This window comes from Novosphingobium sp. G106 (assembly GCF_019075875.1).
Taxonomy (GTDB): domain Bacteria; phylum Pseudomonadota; class Alphaproteobacteria; order Sphingomonadales; family Sphingomonadaceae; genus Novosphingobium.
Genome location: NZ_JAHOOZ010000001.1, coordinates 5,425,815 through 5,441,165 on the forward strand (window position 1 = coordinate 5,425,815; position 15,351 = coordinate 5,441,165).

Genomic DNA, 15,351 nt, shown 5'->3' on the forward strand with positions numbered 1-15,351 from the left:
AAGGCGCTGTCCTACACGGGATACGTCGTGGCAAAGGCTTGACGGTACCGGCTGGACTTCGCTTTCGGTCGGTGCAGAAAAATCGAGAAAACGCCGTAACCTGTAACCATGGCGATTTTTTCCTTTAATCGCAGTTAGTTGAATATGGCCGTGTAGGTGACGGGGTGTAACTTGTGTAACCCTGCTGTCACCCCGGTGGAATCCTAGGACCCAGATCATGCCGATCCAGCACGAACCGATCTCCGCCCGCTCCTGGCTGTTCGCCCCCGGCGACAGCGAGAAGAAGATGACCAAGGCTACGGAGAGCACGGCCGACATTGTGCTCATCGATCTCGAAGATGCGGTCTCGCCGGAGAACAAGGTCGCGACGAGGCCGATGGTCCACGATTTCATCAAAGCCAACCCGGCGCAGCGCCACCGGCTGTGGGTGCGGATCAATCCCTTCGATGGCCCTTATACGCTGGGCGATCTCGCCGCGATCATGCCGGCCAATCCCGGCGGGATCATGCTGCCCAAGGTCTATGGCCGACAGGAGGTCGAGAAGCTCGACCACATGCTGTCGGTGCTCGAAGTGGCCAACGGGATCGAGGAGGGCTCGACCCCGGTCATCGTACTGATCACCGAGACCGCCGAGGCCATGTTCCATACCGGCAACTACAAGGGTGCGCCGCGCGTGGTCGCGCTGACCTGGGGTGCCGAGGATCTGGCTGACTCGATCGGCGCCAGCTCGAACAAGAATGCCGACGGTTCGTACAGCTTCACCTACGAATTGGCGCGCAGCCTGACCGTGCTTGGCGCGGCCACCGCGGGCGTCACCGCGATCGAAACGATCTCGGCCGACTTCAAGGACCTCGAAGCGCTGCGCATCCGTGCCGAGAAGGTCCGCCGCGACGGCTTCCGCGGCATGATGGCGATCCACCCGGCGCAGGTCGACGTGATCAACGCCGCCTTCACGCCCACCGACGAAGAGATCGCCGAAGCGCAGGAGATCGTCGACGTCTTTGCCGCCAACCCCGGCGTCGGCGCGATCGGCTGGAAGGGCGGCATGCTCGACCGGCCCTATCTGGCACGCGCCCAGCGACTGTTGAAGCTGGCGGGGAAGTAAGTGGGCATCGCCGACCTCGACCTCTCGCGCTATCTCAAGCCGGGCGATCGCATCGTCTTTGGCCAGGCCTGCGGCGAGCCGACCACGCTTGTCGAAGCGCTGATCGTGCAGGGCGCGGCGATCGGCAACCTCTCGGCCTTTATCGCGACGAGCTTCTCGGGCCTGTTCACGCCCGAAACGGCGAGCGCCTTCCGGCTGTCGAGCATGGGCGCGATCGGCGCACTGCGCTCCATGACCAAGTCCGGCGCGCTCGACGTCATTCCAGTCCACGTCAGTCAGGTCGGCCCGCTGATCACCGCGGGCGTGATCCCTTGCGACGTCGCGATGATCCAGGTCAGTCCGGCGGACAAGGACGGCAATCACAGCTTCGGCCTGATCAGCGACTATACCAAGGCGATGGTCGATGCCGCGCGCGTCGTCATCGCCGAGGTCAACGACCAGGTTCCCTATACCTTCGGCGAGACGATCCATGCCCGCGAGATCGACGTCGCGGTTGAGGTTTCTCGGGTGCCGGTGCAGGTTCCCGCCGGCAAGGTCACCGAAACAGACGAAGCCATCGCCCGCCACTGCGCAAGCTACATCGGCGACGGCTCGGTCATCCAGACCGGTGTCGGCGCGGTGCCCGACGCGATCCTTCGGCTGCTCCACGACCGCAAGGACCTCGGCGTCCATTCGGGCATGCTCGGCGACGGGCTGGTCGATCTGTTCGAGGCCGGAGTCATCACCAATGCGCGCAAGGAGATCGATCGCGGCGTGACGATCAACGGCGCGCTGATCGGCACCAAGCGGCTTTACGATTTCGCCGACAAGAACCGCGCGATCCGCATGACGCCGACGAGCTACACCCACGACGCCGCGGTGCTGGGCCAGCTCTCGCGGCTGGTGACGATCAATTCGGCGCTCGAGGTCGACCTCACCGGCCAGGTCAACGCCGAGCAATCGGGCGCGGCCTATATGGGCGGCACCGGCGGCCAGGTCGATTTCGTCCGCGCCGGGGCGCGCTCGCCAGGCGGCGCGGCGCTGATGGTGCTGGGCTCGACGGCCAAGGGCGGCTCGATCAGCAAGATCGTGCCGACGCTCGCCGGCCCGGTCACCACCGCGCGCACCGAAGTCGACGTCATCGTCACCGAATTCGGCGCGGCCGAGCTCAAGGGTCAGACCCTGGCCGAGCGCACGCGCCGCCTGATCGCCATTGCCCATCCCGACTTCCGCGAGGAACTGGACCGGGCTGCGCACGAAATCCAGACCCGGGGGTTCTGATATGACCGATGCCGTCCTGTTCGATGCCCGCGAAGACGGCATCGCGATCATCACGATCAACCGCCCCGAGCAGCGCAACGCGCTCCGCAAGGAAGTCCGCGACGGCCTGTTCGCCGCCTGGGAGCGGTTCGAGAAGGACCCGGCGCTACGTATCGCGATCCTGACCGGCGCAGGCGAGAAGGCCTTCTGCGCGGGCGGCGATCTCAAGGAAATGGTCGAGACCGGCATGAGCGTGCCCGCGCGCGACATGTTCCCGATCCCCTACGACAATATCGAGCTGACCAAGCCAACGATCGCCGCGGTCAACGGCGTCGCTTTCGCGGGCGGCTGGATGATCTCGCAGGCCTGCGACCTCTGCGTCGCTGCGACCCACGCCAAGTTCGCCATCACCGAGGTCAAGGTCGGCCGCGGCTCGCCCTGGGCGGCACCGCTGATCCACATGATCCCGCAGCGCATTTTCATGGAGATCGTCCTGACCGGCAAGCCGATCACCGCCCAGCGCGCCTACGAGATTGGCCTGGTCAACCGCCTCGCCGAGCCCGAGGCGCTGATGGACGCGGCGATCGAGCTGGCCAGGGAAGTGCTCGACGGCGCCCCGCTTTCGGTGAAAGCCGCGCGCGAGACGGTGATGCTCTCGACCGAAATGGGCCGCGGCGCCGCCCTCCAGGCCGCCCGCGCCGCTCACGAGATGACCTACAACAGCCAGGACGCCCAGGAAGGCCCGCGCGCCTTTGCCGAAAAGCGCAAGCCGGAGTGGAAGGGACGGTAGTCCGTTCGGCCTGAGCGGCAGGGCGAACTGATCGCGCCGCACGGGCCGTCCGTCCCATTTCGTTTGACCGACTCGCGAAGTGGGCAGGCAATGATTCGGCCGCTTTTCTCTTCGGCTTCCGAATATCCTCCGAATAATCCCAAGTAACGGTTGATTGCGTCATCCTAAAAAAGAGCGCGCTTTGTGCGTGCCATATGTCTTTGAAGTTCGCGGAGAATACGGCCGGGTCGCCAATTCGTCATATCCTGAAGGAGACCGATCATGTCCGTAGTGCGTTCTTTGGTTGCCCGACGCCGTTTTCTGGCTTCGACTTTCCTCGGGTCGATCGGCTTGGCTCTCCCCGTGACTGCAGCCCACGCGGCCGTAGCGCCGGTGGCACCGCCCGCGTCGGCGGGAGCGGTCGTCTCGCCGGCATCACCCGCCACGGCGATGCCGGGAATTGCGGCGGGAGAGGCAGCCTTGATTGTCGCCGCGCAGGCCGCGCCTACGGACGACGCGACGATCCGGCCGTTCCACTATCGGGCGAGCGACGAGGAATTGGCGGACCTCAAGCGCCGGGTTGCCGCAACCCGTTGGCCCGACCGCGAGACCGTTCAAGATGACTCGCAGGGTGTGAGGCTCGAGACGACGAAGAAGCTGGCCGACTACTGGGCCAATCAGCACGACTGGCGGAAGGCCGAAGCGACGCTGAATCGCTACCCGCAGTTTCTCACGAATATCGACGGCGTCGACATCCATTTTATTCACGTGAAGTCGAAGCAGGCCAAGGCCTTGCCGGTCATCATCACGCACGGCTGGCCGGGTTCGATCATCGAGCAGCTCAAGGTCATCGGCCCGCTCACCGATCCTACCGCCCACGGCGGAACCGCGGCCGATGCCTTCGATGTCGTGATCCCCTCGCTGCCGGGCTATGGTTTCTCGGGCAAGCCGACGGGGACCGGCTGGGATCCGCAGCACGTCGCCCGGGCCTGGGGCGTGCTGATGACACGTCTCGGTTACAAGCGCTACGTCGCGCAAGGCGGTGATTGGGGCAATGCGGTGACCGAGCAGATGGCGCTGCAGATGCCGCTGGGGCTCGTCGGCATCCACACCAACATGCCCGCGACCGTGCCGGACGAGATCGCTAAGCTGCTGCCGGGCGGGCCGCAGCCGGCCGGGCTTTCCGCCGACGAGAAGTATGCGTGGGACCAGCTCGTGGACTTCTATTCGCACGGCCTGGGCTATGCGCAGGAAATGGCGGGCCGGCCGCAGACGCTTTATGCGCTGGCGGATTCTCCGGTGGGTCTCGCTGCCTGGATGATCGACCACGACATTCGCAGTTACAGGCTGATCGCCCGGGTATTCGATGGTGCAAGCGAAGGCCTGACGCGCGACGACATTCTCGACAATGTCACGCTCTACTGGCTGACCAACACGGCAGTGTCGTCGGCCCGGCTCTACTGGGAAAGCAAACTAGCTTTCTTCGCGCCCAAGGGCGTCCAGTTGCCGACCGGCGTCAGCGCCTATCCGGATGAAATCTACACGGCCCCGGAAAGCTGGACGCGAAAGGCCTATCCGAAGCTGACGCACTACGGTCGCATGCCGAAGGGCACGCATTTTGCGGCCTGGGAGCAGCCCGACCTGTTCACGCAGGAACTGCGCGCGACGTTCAAGTCGCTGCGCTGAGACGCGGAAACGGGGCGGCGTTTCCGGCTCGCCGCCCCGTTTCGTCGCTTACTTCTCGACCGTCATGCCCGCGAAGTCGCCCTTCTGGCGCCAGTCTTCGAGCATCGCCTGCCAGTTGTCCCAGCCCAGGCCCCAGCCGCGGAACAGGAACCACTTGGCTTCCTTGTCGCCTTCGTTGGTGAAGTAGCTGGGGGTGCAGTCGTTGAGGATCGCCGAAAGGTCGAGCTCGAGTTCCTTGAACCGCTTGAGGTAGGCGTCCTGGCCTTCCTGGCTCGGTTCGATCGACTTGACGCCCTGCTGCAGCGCCTGGCTGATGACCCACGAGGCATGGCGGCCCTGTTCGCCGAACTGCAAAGTCGTGGTGCCGTTGAGGCCGCCCTGGACGTAGCCGGTGAAGAACATGTTGGGGAAGTTGTGCGCGGTCATGCCGTGCAGCGTCTTCGGCCCCTCGCCCCAGTAGTCGTAGATCGACGTGCCGTTCCGGCCGACGACGTCGTCGAAGCCCCCAGCGGCGCTTGAGGTCGCTGGTGACTTCGAAGCCCGAGGCGAAGACAATCGCGTCGATTTCGTATTCCTGGCCGCCAGCGATGAAGCCCTTCTCGGTCATGGCTTCGAGGCCCTGCGTCGCCGACACGTCGATCAGCTTCACGCCGGGCAAGTTGAAGGTATCGTAATAGTCGTTGTTCGACAGCGGCCGCTTGCACATGAAGCGGTAGTAGGGCTTCAGCGCCTCGGCTGTCGCCGGGTCCTTGACGATCTTGTCGACGCGGCGGCGGATGCGTTCCATCACCTGGAAGTCCATCTTCTCGCGCAGGTCCCAGAACTCGGGCATCGGATGCTCGGTCGCGCCTTCGGCCTCGAGCCTGGAATTGATGTTGCGGTTGATCTCGGTCCAGAAGTCGCAGATCAGATCGGGCGTTCCGAGCGGCAGGAGCTCGTTCGCCGCGCGCAGGAAGTTCTCCTGCCGCGCCGCCTGCCAGCCTGGCTTGAGCGAAGCCGCCCATTCGGTGTCGGTCGGTGGATTGTCGCGCTTGTCGACGCCCGAAGGCGTACGCTGGAGGACGTAAAGTTCCTTGGCGTATTTGCCGAGATAGGGGATCGCCTGGATCGAGGTCGCGCCGGTGCCCAGGATGGCGACGCGCTTGTCGGCGAGCTTGGTCAGCTCGGGATTGCCCCATTCGCCGCCGGTATATTCATAGTCCCAGCGGCTGGTGTGGAACTTGTGACCCTTGAACTTGTGGATGCCGGGCACGGCCGGGAACTTCGGCGTGTTCAAGGTGCCGCCGGCCATGATGACGAACTTGGCGCGGATCGTGTCGTCGCGGTCGGTCGCGACGTGCCAGCGCTTGATCGACTCGTCCCAGTTCAGACCCTTGATCGTCGTGTGGAACAGGCCCTTTTCGCCGAATCCGAACTTGGCGACGATCATCTGGATGTAGTCGTGGATCTGCTTGCCGTCCTCGAACTTCTTCGAGGGCAGCCAGTTCATCTCCTCGAGCAGCGGCAGATAGCAATAGGCGTCGTTGTCGCACTGGATGCCGGGGTAGCGGTTCCAGTACCAGGTGCCGCCGAAACCGCCGGCATGGTCGATGACCTTGAAGTTGGTCACGCCCGCCTTGGTCAGGTGATAAGCGGCGAGGATGCCCGTCCAGCCGCCGCCGAGGATCGCGACGTCGATCTCTTCGTCCAGCGCGTCGCGCGGCACTACCGGGGTGAAGGGATCGTGCTCCTGGGTGTCGTGCGTGAGGTGGTCCTCGGGCGCCGCATACTGCTTCTCGCCTTCCGGCCGAAAGCGCTTGTCGCGCTCTTGCCGATACTTCTCCTTCATCGCCGGGATGTCGAGTTCGGACGCTGGCGGAACGTCGGTGGGCTGGCAGATAAAGGTCATGGGCCTACTCCTCAAAACGCGACTCGGTTATGGGCGACCCGCTTAGCTCCCGGTGAACAGGGCGGTCCTTTGTTGTCAACGGTGTTGTTTATTATCTCTCTCCACTTCGCGCCATTGCGAAGCTGTGGGTGAGGTGGCCGACATGGCCGTGCAGGCCGAAGTCTAGCACTTCCTGTTTGTCGTGAATGGCACCCATGGCCGCGTCGACTTCATCGACCGTCCAGCTGGGGCGATAGACGCCCTTGGTCTCGGCGATGAAGCAGCGTGCGATGCGGCCGCCGCCTGCGGTGATCATCTCGCCCGAGATGCTGCAGTCCTCGTGGCACATCCAGGCGACCGCGGGGGCGACCAGCTCTGGTCCGAGCGGCGGGTACAGCGAGGTGTCGAGCCCGTCTGCCATGCGCGTCACGGCGTTCGGCACGATGATGTTCGACTTGACGTCGAACTCTTCCCCCTCGAGCGCGGCGATGTTGTTGAGCCCGATCATGCCCGACTTCGAGATACCGTAGTTGACGCAGCGGTTGTTGCCATAGATGCCGCCGATCGAACTCGTCAGGACAATGCGGCCATAGCCGGCGTCGCACATCAGCGGATGGGTCGCCTTCACCAGATGGAACGCGCCCATCAGGTGGACGTCGACGACCGACTGGAAGTCGTCGTAGCTGAGCTCGCGGATCGTGCCGTAGCGGACGTTGCCGGCGTTGTGGATCAGGATGTCGATCTTGCCATAGGTGTCGATCGCCGACTGGACGATCGCCTGCGCGCCATCGGGCGTGGCGACCGAATTGGTGTCCGCCACGGCTTCGCCGCCCGCGGCTTTGATCTCATCGACCAACTGCTGCGCGACCGATGTGTCTGCGGCGTCACCCTTGATCGGCGCGCCGAGGTCGTTGACCACGACTTTGCAGCCCTTCGCGGCCAGCAGCAGCGCATAAGCCCGGCCGAGCCCGCGGCCGCCGCCGGTGATCACAGCGATGCGGCCATCGAAACGCAATTCAGTCATTCGGCATTCCTCTCGGGCATCTTGTTCGGGGCATCGTCCCCGCCGCGACGCTTTGGCCACGGTCGGTCGATGCCTGCACGGCAGCGGCACGTCTTGACCTATGCAGACAAAATCGGGCGTTTCAAGCCGTGCTGAACACCCGTTCCAAACTTCGTATACATGCGCCCTATTCTGGGGTTGACGCTGGCGCGCGCGCCCGTCCATGAACTCGGCCAAGCTTGACCCTGCAGGCAGTAGAGAGGACCATCATGACAGAGACCACGGCGCGCTACGTCTCGCCCAATCCGGCAGAGACGGCCGAGGGCTGGAAGCTCGATCGCGTGACGCGGCCCAGCCGCCTGTTCGGTGCGAACGGCCTGCACACCGGCGCCGACGGACGCGTCTACGTGGCCTCGGTCGCAGGCAGCCAGGTCAGCGCGATCAATGTCGATACGCTCGATATCGAGGCCTATGCGCCGATGGGCGGGCCGATCACCGGGCCGGACGACCTCGCCTTCGATGACGCCGGCAACCTCTATGTTACCGAGATCACCGAGAACAAGGTGCGCGTGCTGCGGCCCAACGGCACCAGCGACACGATCGCCGACCTGCGCGTCGCCAACCCGATCATCTTCAAGCAGGGCCGCCTGATCGCTGGAGAGCTGACGATGGGAGCCAAGATCGTCGAGCTCGATCGCAACGGCGGCGCGCCGCGCACGATTATCGAGGACGTGCCGATGGCCAACGCCTTCGACATCGGTCCGGACGGCAAGCTCTATTTCCCCGCCCAGGCGGCGAACGAGATCTGGCGTGTCAGCCTCGACGGCGGCGCGCCCGAGGTCGTGACCAAGGACCTCGGCGTGCCCGACGCGGTGAAGTTCCACCCCGACGGCTATATCGTCTCGTGCCAGGTCTATACCGGCCAGGTGCTCAAGATCGATCCGCGCACGGGGGACAAGGAAATCCTCGCCGATATCGGCCCGGGGCTCGACAACATCGCTTTCGTCAATGGCCGGACCTTCGTCTCGCACATCACCGGTTCGATCCATGAGATCGTCTCGCCCGGCAATGCCAAGCCGCTGGTCGAGAAGGGCATGCAGTGGCCGCTCGGCCTCGCCCTGGGCGAGAGCGGCGAGCTGTTCATCGCCGACGGCGGCTTCACCTACACGCTGCAGCCGGGCGGCGAGCCGGTGCTGGCCGGCATGCTGTTCTCGCCAGGCTTCCCGGGCTGGGTGCGCGATGTCGCTGCCGCTGGGGCGGGCAAGTGGATCGTCACGACCGCCAACGGCGACGTGGCCACCTTCACGCCCGCCGCGCAGGAGAGCGAAATGCTCGCGCAGGGCTACGACCGCCTGATGGGGGTGGACGTCAGTTCGAGCGGCGCGGTGGTCTTCGCCGAGATGCCGACAGGCCGCGTGCTATCGGTGGAGGGCGGCGAAGTGACCGAACTGGCCAAGGGTCTCGATCGGCCGATGGGCGTAGCGATCGGACCGGACGGCGCGGTCTATGTCGCCGAGGCGGGCGCGGGGCGCGTCACCAAGATCGCCGGCGGCAGAACCGAGACCGTGATCGACGGGATCGGCCAGCCCGAAGGCCTGACGATCGCGGGCGGCAAGCTCTATACGGTAGACGTCAGGGCCAAGCAGGTGATCGAAAGCGACCTGTCGGGCGGCGGGCGCCGCGTCATCGCTGCCAACCTGCCCGTGGGCGCGCCTGCCGGCGTGCTGCCCAAGCAACTTGGCGGCGTCGGCGACATGTGCGGGCCGATGACCACTTTCGCCGGCATCGCTGCCAGCGCGAACGGCACGCTCTACGTCGCGGGCGCTGCAGAAGGCAGCGTGCTCGCGCTGCGTCCGGCCTGATAAAACACCACAGGAGAGACCCGATGTTGAAACAGATATGCTTCTTCAAGAAGCGCCCGGACATGACCATGGACGAGTTCATGGACTACTACGAGAACCAGCACTCGCAGCTGGCCAAGAAGTCCGGCGCGAAGCCGGCAATCCCCAACGCGGTGCGCTATGTCCGTCGCTACCTCAAGCCCGAGATCAACCCGGTGACGGGCAAAGTCCACGATGCCGGCTATGACTGTATCATGGAGATCTGGTGGAACAGCCGCGAGGATTTCGAGAACTCGCAGCGCATCATCGCCGATCCAGCGCGTCTGCCGCTGACGATTGCCGACGAGAAGAACCTCTTCGCCAGCCACGACAATCCGATCGTGACCTGCATCGAATACGATTCGCCGATGGGCCCGAACGGCGAGACCGGCCGCGTCGAGGTCGTATACGATTGATCGTCGTCCCGTCCCGGGCCTGGCCCGGGACGGCGCTGATCGTCAGGTGTACTGACGCGTGCCCGTGGCATCCGATTCCTTGAATACCGGAATCGCTTCGACCGCCTGCATCATGACCAGCGGGATCTTGCGGCTCGTCGAGGCCTGGTAGTTGGCGTAGAACGGGAAGCCGTCGACCATGAAGTCCCACACCTTCTGGTACTCGTCGCCTTCGGGCTCGCGCAGCGTGGCGCGGAAGGCCTGGGTGCCGACCTGGAACTCGATCTCGGTCTCGTCCTTGATGTTCAGGTACCAGGCCGGGTGCGTGTCGGCGCCGCCCTTCGAGCCGACGATCACCACTTCGCCGCCGATATCGCCGTAGCAGAGCGGGGTGATGAACACCTTGCCGCTCTTCCGGCCCGTGTACTTGATCATGCAGTGGGTGCCGAAGAAGCGGCCGCCGACCGGGCGGATGTCCATGATGTGACCTTCGACCCCGCCCGAGTTCAGATAGAGTTCGCGGTGCTCCTGCACCCAGTCCTTGCGGGTCGCGGCGATGGCGGCGGACGATTCGTCACTCATGGGGTCTCTCCGTATACATCTATGACGCGCATTTTCGGCATTTCGCCCGCCCTGTCCAGCCTTCGCCGGCCTCGCTATCTTGATCTGGGTCAATTATATGCTGAACAGGTGTGCGGTATTGCGCTGCTGTGCCTATATCGACACAAGGCACGGATATAGGCCAATCAGATTGTGAGGATGCGATGACCGAGATGGGAAAGATCGTCGAAGCGGCGGATGAACTCGCCGCGCCGGTCACGATCGGGCCGGAAGCCTATATTTCCGAGGAATATGCCAAGGCCGAGGCCGAGAAGCTCTGGCGCAAGGTTTGGCTCCAGGCCGGGCGGCTCGACGACATCCCCAATGTCGGCGACTACATCACCTACGACATCCTCAACGACTCGGTGATCATCATGCGCTCGGCCGAGGACGAGCTACGCGCCTTCCACAACGTCTGCACGCACCGCGGCCGCCGCCTCATCGACACGCCCGCGGGCAAGCGCAACGCGCGCGGCACCAAGACCAACATCGTCTGCGGCTTCCACGGCTGGACCTACGACCGCCAGGGCACATGCACCTATATCGAGCACAAGGACGACTGGCAGGGCGTGCTGACCGAGGAGCGCACCGCGCTCGGCAAAGTCCACGTCGATACCTGGGGCGGCTGGATCTGGGTCAACCTCGATCCGGAGGCCGGCCCGCTGGCCGAGTACCTCGATCCCGCCGCGGCCCTGCTCGATCCTTTCGAGCTGCAGAACATGCGCCCGCGCTGGCGCCGCTGGGTGGTGTTCGACTGCAACTGGAAGGTTGCGATGGAGGCCTTTAACGAGACCTACCACGTCTCGACGACGCACCCGGAATTCATGGAGTTCGGTCAGTTTCGCGGCTGGGGTCGCAACCAGGGGCTGCACAGCAACATCGGCTACGACGCGCCCAAGGGCCAGGAAGAGGACCAGGCCAAGCTGCGCCTCGGTGCCGGCGAGGATCCGCGCAAGTCGACCTGGGAAATGCAGGACTTCACATGGAAGAACGCCAATACCAACACGACGATGACCCTGGTCGAGGCCGCACGCCGACTGATCGACGAAGTGCCCGAGAACACGCCGGCGCCCGAAGTGTCGAAGCACTGGCTGTCCTCGGCGCGCGCTGCCGATGAGGCACGCGGCGTGGTCTGGCCGGTGGTCGATCCGTCGCACACCGCGAAGACCGGCACCTCGTGGCAGATCTTCCCGAACACGCAGATCGGCCATGCGGTCAACAACATGCTGGTCTACCACTACCGCCCCTACAAGGCCGATCCCAACAAGTGCATCTTCGAAGCCTCGGTCTACGAGCTCTATCCCGAGGGCGAGGCGCCCGAAACCGAGTGGGAATATACCGAGCCGAACGACTGGCCGCCGGTGCTCCAGCAGGATTTCGCTAATATGGCGGCGGTGCAGGAAGGCATGAAGAGCTCGGGCTTCCGCGGCACGCAGCCCAATCCTTATATGGAGCGGACCGTGCCGAGCCTGCATTACAACCTCGCCAAGTTCATGGGCACGGGCGCGCCGCGCAAGATCGAGGATGGTCCGGGCATTGGCCACAACCGCAGCGATACCAAGTAGTTCGTAGCGACAGGGCGCGCCGTGAAAGTCAATCTCGGGCTGTCGTCGCAGAGCGCCGACGACTGGGACCGCGTCTTGGCGGGCGATTTCAGCCGTCCGCCGGCGATCGCGGACTGGCGCTGGGTCGAGGCGATGATGGCCATGGGCGATCTCGCGGAGCCGCTGGGCTTCGACGGCATCTGGGCGCCCGAGCATTTCGGCTCCCCCTATGGCATGGTGCCGAACCCGCTCCAGCTGCTGACCTATTCCGCCGGGCGGACTGGGGCGATCTCGCTCGGTACTTTCGTCATCGTCGCGCCATGGTGGCATCCGGTGCGGCTGGCGCACCAGATCGCCTATCTCGATATCCTGTCGAACGGGCGCCTGACTACGATCGGGTTGGGCCGCGGCGTTGCGAAGAAGGAATTCGACGCCCTGGGCGTGCCGCGTGAGCAGGCGCGCCAGCGTTTCAATGAAACGCTCGACATCCTGACCCTGGCTTTTAGCACCCCGCGCTTCGCCTACGACGGCGAAATATTCCAGGTGCCCGAGATGTCGTTGCGCCCGGCCCCCAAGAGTGCCGATCTGCACAAGCGGTTCTTCGGCTCGGCGGCGACGCGCGATTCGCTGGAGATCCTGACCCGCAAGGGCCTCGTCCCTCTGTTCGTCGGCAATAAGCCGATCGAGCAGGCGGGCGAGGACGTGCGCCTCGTCAACACGATCCGCGCCGAACTCGGCCTCGCGCCGTGCCAGCCCAAGAACACGCTGTTCATGTACTGCGCGCTCAGCGAGGCCGATGCCGAGCGCTCGCAGGAGTGGGTCGTCAGAGCCAACATGGACGTGAATTTGCACTACGGCTTCGCCGACGCCTCGAACTTCAAGGGGATCGCCGGTTACGAGGCCTATGCCGAGCGTGAGGCCGCCGCGACTGCGCTGCTGAGCGAGGCGGTGACCGGCAAGGTCGAGGGCAAGGTATCGGCGCTCCCCGGCTACCACGCCTCGAACCTGATGATCGGCACGCCCGATACGGTCTACGCCAAGATCAAGGCGGCGCAGGAGGCGTGCTCTTTCCAGGAAATCACTCTCGTCACCCACTTCGGCAACATGCCACACGAGGATGCGATGAAGTCCACGCGCCTGTTTGCAGCGGAAGTGTTGCCCGCGCTGCACAGGATGGAAGCGCCGCTCCACGCCGCGGCGCTTCCCTTGGCCTAGAAGTTCAACGCATCGTCAGGACTTGCGGCGGTGCAGGCGGCTGGTCGCCAAGCGGTGCCTGCGCCTCGATCGCCATGCCGGCGCAGCGCTTGCCCATCCGCACCGGATTGCACATTGCCGAGGCGCCGGGCAGGTTGACCCGGTAGCCATTGGCGAGCCGCGGGTCGGGCCAGAGGTAGTCGGTCGAGATCACCTGCGCACCGCCGACCAATGCCGTGTCGCGCGGCGCGGTGTCGTTGGCGCGGGCCTCGCGCGTATCCACGTCGGCGCGCGTGCGGACGATAAAGCCCTTCTCGACCCTGCGCCTGATCCGGCCGGCATCCCACCGCGGGTCGCCGAACGAGAAATAGGCCGCGGCAGGCGAGTTCTCGTCGGGCGAGTTGATGAACATCACCCGTCCTTCGAGCGACTTGCGCGCTCCGCGATAGACGGCGACCTTTTGCGGCGGCTCTTCGAGCGTGAACAGGATGCGTCCGCGCGCTTCGCCCAGCGTCGGCCAGTTGTTGGCGAGCACCGCCTCACGCAAGGTCGGATAAGCGCCTTGCACCGTATCCGGCGTGATCAGCCGGTCGCCCAGTTCGGAGCGGACTTCGCCGTCGAGCGCATCGTAGGCGGCGGTATCGAACTTCAGCGGCTGCACTCCGCCGGGGACGCTGCTGCTGTCCTTTGCGTTGATCAGGATCGTGATCGGCACGTGGCGCGGATGCGCGTCCGACCAGGCGCGAATCTCGGAGAGGCAGGCGCGGAAAGTCAGGCAGGTCGAGCGTACGTCGACATCGGCCATGTGGAAGGTCTTGAAGCCCGGCCTGGCCATCGTTGCCTTCCAGTCCGGGCCGAGATCGGCCTTGGCGCGGCGGACCACCATCGGCGTCAGATAGCGGCCGCCCTGGGGATCGTAATAGACGTCGAGTTCGAGCTGGCGTGCGCCGGCGTCGAGCTCCGCCGTCAGCGAGGCGTGGCCGTAGTCGAGGTTCCGCGCCACGCGGCCGCTGACCGAGGCGATGATCGACAATTCGTCGTCGGGGATGCGCGCCTTGTAGCTGTTGTGCGAGCCGACCACGAGTAGGTCGTTGAGCCGCAGGTTGTTGTCGAACCACTGGCGGGCGCAGTCGGCGTCGGTCTTCGAGGGTTGCTTGGCCGAGAGATTGCAGCGGCGGCCGGTCGGGCGCGCGCCGCGCGCCGGGATGAAGGCCGCGGCATTGCCCGTCGCACGGCTCTGCGGGACCGAGCTGGAAGTTGGAGCCATGGCGGGTTGGGGGCTGGAGGCGGATGCGGCCGAAGCGGCCGCGGCGGTGACTGCGAGCGCAAGAAGGGCAAGGCGAAGCATGGGAATCTCCGTCTGTTGTTCGCACCGGCGCTGCCGGCCGGCTTCCCCTACTTTTCTTTTCGGTCAGTCATGTTGCACTGCACATTCATGCGAGAGGATACCGCGCATTTTGGGCCGATCCTTGTGTGAAAAGTGAGCCTTCATCGTGATTTAGGTGCAGTGCAACATTTATTAAGCTAGCTTAGTTATTTGCGTAAATCGGCACGGCTGTTGCGTTATGTGCAATTGACTTGCGCTCGATGCTAACCTAGGTAAGCGTCATTCAGATTATTGCTGTAAATCGATTTTCCAGGAGAATCCCCATGAACAAGTTCGTTGCTCTCGCCGCCGTCGCGACCGTTGCCCTCTTCTCGACCCCTGCCGCTTTCGCCGCTGAATCGTCGGAATCGGTTCGCGCCGCGACCGAAGCTGCTGCACCTGCGCTCAAGGTTTCGGCCGGCAAGATGCTGTACTCGAACGGCCAGCGCCTCGCCGCGATCTATCGCGTCACCGCCGAAGGCAACCCGCAGATCATCCTGAATGGCAAGCTGGTCACCATCCAGGCTTCGACTCTGTCGGACGTGAACGGCAAGATCACCACCTCGGTGACCAAGCAGGAAGCCGGCCGCCAGTAATCGGCTCCAAAATCTCTCAAGACGGAAAAGGCGGCGCATCGCGCCGCCTTTTTTGTTTGCACAGCGCCGGGGCGTTGTCTTTCCCGGCACAGCCAAAATTCTCCGCT

13 protein-coding genes are annotated in these 15,351 nt (G+C 64.6%); 9 read left to right on the forward strand and 4 right to left on the reverse strand.

Annotated features, from left to right (window positions below; translation table 11 throughout):
• Window positions 1-217: 217 nt before the first annotated feature.
• The 4 genes from KRR38_RS26385 (at window position 218) to KRR38_RS26400 (ending at window position 4,799) form a co-directional block, all read left to right on the forward strand.
• Window positions 218-1,105: a CoA ester lyase gene (locus tag KRR38_RS26385; RefSeq protein WP_217406388.1), complete on the forward strand. Its 888-nt coding sequence runs from the start codon at window positions 218-220 to the stop codon at window positions 1,103-1,105.
• Window positions 1,106-2,365: an acetyl-CoA hydrolase/transferase C-terminal domain-containing protein gene (locus KRR38_RS37515; RefSeq protein ID WP_309141147.1), complete on the forward strand. Its 1,260-nt coding sequence runs from the start codon at window positions 1,106-1,108 to the stop codon at window positions 2,363-2,365.
• 1 nt (window position 2,366) lies between these two features.
• Complete coding sequence (locus KRR38_RS26395) at window positions 2,367-3,134, forward strand: enoyl-CoA hydratase/isomerase family protein (protein WP_217406389.1); 768 nt, start codon at window positions 2,367-2,369, stop codon at window positions 3,132-3,134.
• A gap of 261 nt (window positions 3,135-3,395) precedes the next feature.
• The gene (locus KRR38_RS26400) at window positions 3,396-4,799 is read left to right on the forward strand and encodes an epoxide hydrolase family protein (RefSeq protein WP_217406390.1); all 1,404 of its coding nucleotides are present in this window, start codon (window positions 3,396-3,398) and stop codon (window positions 4,797-4,799) included.
• Here the strand turns inward: KRR38_RS26400 and KRR38_RS26405 are convergent.
• Complete coding sequence (locus tag KRR38_RS26405; protein ID WP_254514982.1) at window positions 4,783-6,687, reverse strand: NAD(P)/FAD-dependent oxidoreductase; 1,905 nt, start codon at window positions 6,685-6,687, stop codon at window positions 4,783-4,785. The genes KRR38_RS26400 and KRR38_RS26405 overlap by 17 nt on opposite strands.
• A gap of 91 nt (window positions 6,688-6,778) precedes the next feature.
• Window positions 6,779-7,690, reverse strand: coding sequence for an SDR family NAD(P)-dependent oxidoreductase (locus KRR38_RS26410; protein ID WP_217406391.1), 912 nt, complete (start codon window positions 7,688-7,690; stop codon window positions 6,779-6,781).
• Window positions 7,691-7,938: 248 nt separating this feature from the next.
• Between KRR38_RS26410 and KRR38_RS26415 the strand changes: the two genes are divergently transcribed.
• The gene (locus KRR38_RS26415; protein ID WP_217406392.1) at window positions 7,939-9,531 is read left to right on the forward strand and encodes a gluconolaconase; all 1,593 of its coding nucleotides are present in this window, start codon (window positions 7,939-7,941) and stop codon (window positions 9,529-9,531) included.
• A gap of 23 nt (window positions 9,532-9,554) precedes the next feature.
• Entirely contained in the window at window positions 9,555-9,965 is a 411-nt protein-coding gene (locus KRR38_RS26420; RefSeq protein WP_217406393.1) for an EthD domain-containing protein, read from the forward strand.
• 42 nt (window positions 9,966-10,007) lie between these two features.
• On the opposite strand, the gene KRR38_RS26425 is transcribed toward KRR38_RS26420, so the two are convergent.
• The gene (locus KRR38_RS26425) at window positions 10,008-10,526 is read right to left on the reverse strand and encodes a nitroreductase/quinone reductase family protein (protein WP_217406394.1); all 519 of its coding nucleotides are present in this window, start codon (window positions 10,524-10,526) and stop codon (window positions 10,008-10,010) included.
• 182 nt (window positions 10,527-10,708) lie between these two features.
• Between KRR38_RS26425 and KRR38_RS26430 the strand changes: the two genes are divergently transcribed.
• Together KRR38_RS26430 and KRR38_RS26435 are read left to right on the forward strand one after the other, a co-directional pair.
• Window positions 10,709-12,109: an SRPBCC family protein gene (locus tag KRR38_RS26430; RefSeq protein ID WP_217406395.1), complete on the forward strand. Its 1,401-nt coding sequence runs from the start codon at window positions 10,709-10,711 to the stop codon at window positions 12,107-12,109.
• A 21-nt stretch (window positions 12,110-12,130) separates the two neighbouring features.
• Window positions 12,131-13,303: an LLM class flavin-dependent oxidoreductase gene (locus KRR38_RS26435; RefSeq protein WP_217406396.1), complete on the forward strand. Its 1,173-nt coding sequence runs from the start codon at window positions 12,131-12,133 to the stop codon at window positions 13,301-13,303.
• Between the two features lie 4 nt (window positions 13,304-13,307).
• Here KRR38_RS26435 and KRR38_RS26440 read toward each other — a convergent pair whose 3' ends face one another.
• Window positions 13,308-14,630 carry a phosphatidylinositol-specific phospholipase C1-like protein gene (locus KRR38_RS26440; protein ID WP_217406397.1) on the reverse strand — a complete coding sequence of 441 codons (1,323 nt, stop codon included), beginning with the start codon at window positions 14,628-14,630 and terminating at the stop codon, window positions 13,308-13,310.
• 302 nt (window positions 14,631-14,932) lie between these two features.
• On the opposite strand from KRR38_RS26440, the gene KRR38_RS26445 reads away from it, so the two are divergent.
• Window positions 14,933-15,244 (forward strand): hypothetical protein, encoded by a 312-nt coding sequence (locus KRR38_RS26445; protein WP_217406398.1) that lies wholly within the window; start codon window positions 14,933-14,935, stop codon window positions 15,242-15,244.
• Window positions 15,245-15,351: the final 107 nt, after the last annotated feature.

Excerpts from the sequence above, each read along its gene's own strand:
- KRR38_RS26385 (WP_217406388.1), top strand. The coding sequence starts at position 218 with ATGCCGATCCAGCACGAACCGATCTCCGCCCGCTCCTGGCTGTTCGCC.
- KRR38_RS26395 (WP_217406389.1), top strand. The coding sequence starts at position 2,367 with ATGACCGATGCCGTCCTGTTCGATGCCCGCGAAGACGGCATCGCGATC.
- KRR38_RS26400 (WP_217406390.1), top strand. The coding sequence starts at position 3,396 with ATGTCCGTAGTGCGTTCTTTGGTTGCCCGACGCCGTTTTCTGGCTTCG.
- KRR38_RS26405 (WP_254514982.1), bottom strand. The coding sequence starts at position 6,687 with ATGACCTTTATCTGCCAGCCCACCGACGTTCCGCCAGCGTCCGAACTC.
- KRR38_RS26410 (WP_217406391.1), bottom strand. The coding sequence starts at position 7,690 with ATGACTGAATTGCGTTTCGATGGCCGCATCGCTGTGATCACCGGCGGC.
- KRR38_RS26415 (WP_217406392.1), top strand. The coding sequence starts at position 7,939 with ATGACAGAGACCACGGCGCGCTACGTCTCGCCCAATCCGGCAGAGACG.
- KRR38_RS26420 (WP_217406393.1), top strand. The coding sequence starts at position 9,555 with ATGTTGAAACAGATATGCTTCTTCAAGAAGCGCCCGGACATGACCATG.
- KRR38_RS26425 (WP_217406394.1), bottom strand. The coding sequence starts at position 10,526 with ATGAGTGACGAATCGTCCGCCGCCATCGCCGCGACCCGCAAGGACTGG.
- KRR38_RS26430 (WP_217406395.1), top strand. The coding sequence starts at position 10,709 with ATGACCGAGATGGGAAAGATCGTCGAAGCGGCGGATGAACTCGCCGCG.
- KRR38_RS26440 (WP_217406397.1), bottom strand. The coding sequence starts at position 14,630 with ATGCTTCGCCTTGCCCTTCTTGCGCTCGCAGTCACCGCCGCGGCCGCT.
- KRR38_RS26445 (WP_217406398.1), top strand. The coding sequence starts at position 14,933 with ATGAACAAGTTCGTTGCTCTCGCCGCCGTCGCGACCGTTGCCCTCTTC.